At 72.0% G+C, this 3,795-nt stretch carries 4 protein-coding genes; 2 read left to right on the top strand and 2 right to left on the bottom strand.

Features of this window, described 5'->3' with window-relative positions; translation table 11 throughout:
- Positions 1–985 (top strand): FAD-binding oxidoreductase (locus PROKR_RS30245; RefSeq protein WP_036971716.1); only part of this gene is annotated, 985 nt, incomplete at its 5' end.
- A gap of 125 nt (positions 986–1,110) precedes the next feature.
- Here the strand turns inward: PROKR_RS30245 and PROKR_RS30240 are convergent.
- The gene (locus PROKR_RS30240) at positions 1,111–2,043 is read right to left on the bottom strand and encodes an aldo/keto reductase (RefSeq protein ID WP_020014011.1); all 933 of its coding nucleotides are present in this window, start codon (positions 2,041–2,043) and stop codon (positions 1,111–1,113) included.
- 32 nt (positions 2,044–2,075) lie between these two features.
- Complete coding sequence (locus tag PROKR_RS30235; RefSeq protein WP_036971714.1) at positions 2,076–2,942, bottom strand: aldo/keto reductase; 867 nt, start codon at positions 2,940–2,942, stop codon at positions 2,076–2,078.
- 102 nt (positions 2,943–3,044) lie between these two features.
- On the opposite strand from PROKR_RS30235, the gene PROKR_RS30230 reads away from it, so the two are divergent.
- The coding region (locus PROKR_RS30230; protein ID WP_036971711.1) for a LysR family transcriptional regulator at positions 3,045–3,795 on the top strand (751 nt) is incomplete at its 3' end.

Below are 3,795 nucleotides of genomic sequence, written 5' to 3'. Positions count from 1 at the left end.
CGACACGGCGACCGTCGGCGTCGGGGGCATCTCCCTCGGCGGCGGGATCGGCTACCTCAGCCGGCGCGACGGGCTCACGGTCGACAACCTGCTGGGTGCCGAGGTCGTCCTGGCGGACGGCAAGGTGGTCCGGGCCGACGCCGACAACAACCCCGACCTCTACTGGGCGCTGCGCGGCGGCGGCGGGAACTTCGGTGTCGTCACCCGACTGGACCTGCGGCTGCGGGAGGTCGGCACGGTCACGGGCGGCATGATGATGTGGGAGCCGACCCCGGCGAGGCTCGCCACGGTCCTGCGGGCGTTCGCCGAGGGGCCGGAGGAGTTCTCGGGCATGGTGAACGTGATGCTGGCGCCGCCTGTGCCGATGATCCCGGCCGAGCTGCACGGCAAGCCGGTGCTCATGGCGCTGCTGTGCCACGCGGGCTCGGCGGAGGACGCGGCCGAGGTGTTCGGGCCGCTGCGAGCGCTGGGCACGCTGCTCGACGGCGTCCGAGAGATCCCGTACACGGCGCTGTTCGAGGGGCCGGGCGGGCCGCCGGCGGGCGGCGTCGGCGACGTGCGGACCGGGTTCCTCGGCGAGGGCGTCTGGGCGCCCGACGAGGACTGGGCCGCCGCCGCGATCGAGGCGGTGGCCGGGGCGAGCGGGCCGTCCGCGGTCAACATCCGGCCGATGGGAGGCGCGATCTCGCGGGTCGACCCGGCCGCTACGGCCTTCGCGCACCGGGACCCGGCGTTCATGGTCTCGGTCGGCGGTACCGCGATGGCGCCGGAGGCGCTGCCCGCGACGACGGCCTGGGTGGCCTCGGCCGCCGAGGCCCTGGGCGTGCGCGGCCGCGGCTACGTGAACTTCATGGGCACGGCCACGGACCAGGATGTCCGCAACGCCTACCCCGAGGCGACGCTGGCCCGGCTCCGCGAGGTCAAGCGGGCCTACGACCCGGGCAACCTGTTCGCGTCGAACCACAACGTGGCGCCCCAGGCCTAGCCTCCGACCGGCACCGGCCCAGGTAGGGGGGTGCGTTGCTCTGCGTAGAAGTTGTCTACGCGGAGCAACACACCCCACGGTCCCGTTCCTGTCCGCCTGCCGACGGCGGCGCCCGCGTCAGCGGGTCACGGGACGGTGTAGCCCGCCGTCCGGAACATCTCGTACCACTCGGCGCGCGTGAGCGGCACCTCGGAGCCGAGCGCGGCGCCCGCGACCCGCTCCGGGTTGGTGGTGCCGAGCACCACCTGCATCTGCGCGGGGTGGCGCGTGATCCACGCCGTGGCGATCGCGATGGCCGGCACGTCGTACTTCTTCGCCAGGCGGTCGATCACGGCGTTCAGCTCGGGGTAGTCCGGCGAGCCCAGGAAGACGCCGTTGAAGAACCCGGCCTGGAACGGCGACCAGGCCTGCACGGTGATGTCGTGCAGGCGGCAGTAGTCGAGCGTGCCGGAGTCGCGGCTGATCGACTGGTCCAGGCCCTGCATGTTCGCGGCCACGCCCTGCGCCACGAGCGGCGCGTGCGTCACCGAGAGCTGGAGCTGGTTGGCCACGAGCGGCTGCGTCACGGACTTGCGCAGCAGCTCGATCTGGCCCGGCGTGTGGTTCGAGACGCCGAACGCCCTCACCTTGCCCGACGCCGACAGCTCGTCGAACGCGCGCGCCACCTCGTCCGGCTCCACGAGGGCGTCCGGCCGGTGCAGCAGCAGGATGTCGATGTAGTCGGTGCCGAGCGCGGCCAGCGAGCCCTCGACCGACTCGACCAGATGCTCGTACGAGTAGTCGAAGTACGGCCCCTCGCGCACGATGCCGGCCTTGGTCTGGAGCACGATCTGCTCGCGCTCCGACGACGTGAGCTGCATGGCCTCGGCGAACCGGGTCTCGCAGCCGTGCAGGGCCGAGCCGTAGACGTCGGCGTGGTCGAAGAACGAGATGCCGGCGTCGCGGGCCGTCTTGACCAGGGTGCGCACCTCCTCGTCGGTCTTCTCCTGGATGCGCATGAGGCCCAGGACGACGTTCGGGACGGTGAGCTCCGTCCCGGGCAGGGTGAAGGTCTTCACGGGTTCTCTCCTGTGGTGGGTGCGGTCGTGGCTCAGGCCGCCGACAGGCGGGCGACCTCGTCGGGGGTGAGCGTCAGCTCGCTCGCCTGGGCCGAGTCGGTGATGCTCTCCGGGCGCGACGCCCCGGGGATAGGCACGACGACGGGTGCGAGCGCGAGCTCCCACGCCAGCGTCACGCGGAACGGGGACACGCCGTGCGCGTCCGCGATCTCCTGGAACGCCGAGTACTCGGCGCCGAGCTCGCCCGAGCGGGCCAGCGAGATGCCGCCCAGGGGGCTCCAGGGCAGGAACGCGATGCCCAGCTCGGCACACAGCTCGAGCTCCGGCAGCGAGGAGCGGAAGCGCGGTGAGAACTGGTTCTGCACGGACACGAGGCGGCCGCCCAGGATGTCGTTGGCCTCGCGGATCTGGTCCGGGTTGGCGTTCGAGATGCCCGCCAGCTCGATGACGCCCTCGTCGAGCAGGTCGCGGATCGCGCCCACCGAGTCGCCGTACGGCACGTTCGGGTCCGGGCGGTGGAACTGGTAGAGGCCGATGGCGTCGACGCCGAGCCGCTTGGCCGACGCCTTCGCGGCCTCCTTGAGGTACTCGGGCCGGCCGTCCTTGGTCCAGGACCCGTCGCCGGGCCGCAGGTGGCCGCCCTTGGTGGCGACCAGGACGCCGGAGGTGTCGCCGCCGTAGGACCGCAGGGCCTCGGCGATGAGCTGCTCGTTGTGCCCCACCTCGTCGGCGAACTGGTGGTAGGCGTCCGCGGTGTCGATCAGGGTGACGCCGGCGTCGAGGGCGGCGTGGATCGTGGCGATCGAGCGCTCGCGGTCGGGCCGGCCCTCGATGGACATCGGCATGCCGCCGAGGCCGATCGCGGAGACGGAACGGCCGCCGATGGAACGGAGCTGCATGGTTTCTCCTCGTGTCGCAACGGGTTCGGACCAGAGACTAGGAAGCGATAACCTAGAAGTCCAACAACTCCTCATCATCATTCCCAGAACTGGTATTTCTTAATGGAACTGCGTCAGATGGAATACCTCGTGGCGCTGGCGGAAGAGCGCCAGTTCACGAGGGCCGCCGAGCTCACCGGCGTCTCCCAGTCCGGGCTGTCCGCCGCCATCCGTAACCTCGAGGTCGAGCTGGGCACCAAGCTGTTCACCAGGACCACCCGCCGGGTCGAGCCCACCGAGGCAGGCCTGGCGCTGCTGCCTTTCGCCCGCTCCATGCTCTCCTCCGCGACGGAAGCTCGCGATGCGGTGGTCCAGGTCTCGCGCGAGCTCGCGGGCACGCTGCGGGTCGGCGCGGAGCAGTGCCTCGGCCTCGTCGACGTCGCCACGCTGCTGGAACGCTTCCACCGGCGCTACCCGCGCGTGGAGATCGCGTTCACGCAGGCGGGCTCGCACGAGCTCCTGGCGGGGGTGCGCGACGGCGACCTCGACGCCGCGTTCGTCGCCACGGCCGACCATGTGGGCGTGCTCCCGCGCGTCGTCCTGGGCGAGGAGCCGGTGGTGTTCCTCTGTCCGCCCGACCACCCGCTGGCCGCCCGCGCGGCAGTGGACCGGGCCGAGCTGGGCGGCGACAGCTTCATCGACTTCCGCCCGTCCTGGGCGATCCGCCAGCTCAACGACGACGCGTTCGCGGCGCGGGGCGTGCGCCGTCGGGTGCGGTTCACGGTCAACGACGTGCACACGCTGCTGGACCTGGTCGACCGCGGGCTGGGCGTCGCCGTCGTGCCGCGGCACGTCGCGGCCAAGCCGCAGGCCG

This window comes from Promicromonospora kroppenstedtii DSM 19349 (assembly GCF_000515355.1).
GTDB lineage: Bacteria > Actinomycetota > Actinomycetes > Actinomycetales > Cellulomonadaceae > Promicromonospora > Promicromonospora kroppenstedtii.
The sequence above is the reverse complement of the archived record's forward strand: the minus strand, read 5'-3'. Positions and strand labels throughout refer to the sequence as shown.

Coding starts and splice junctions, on each gene's coding strand:
- PROKR_RS30235 (WP_036971714.1), bottom strand. CDS start 2,942: ATGCAGCTCCGTTCCATCGGCGGCCGTTCCGTCTCCGCGATCGGCCTC.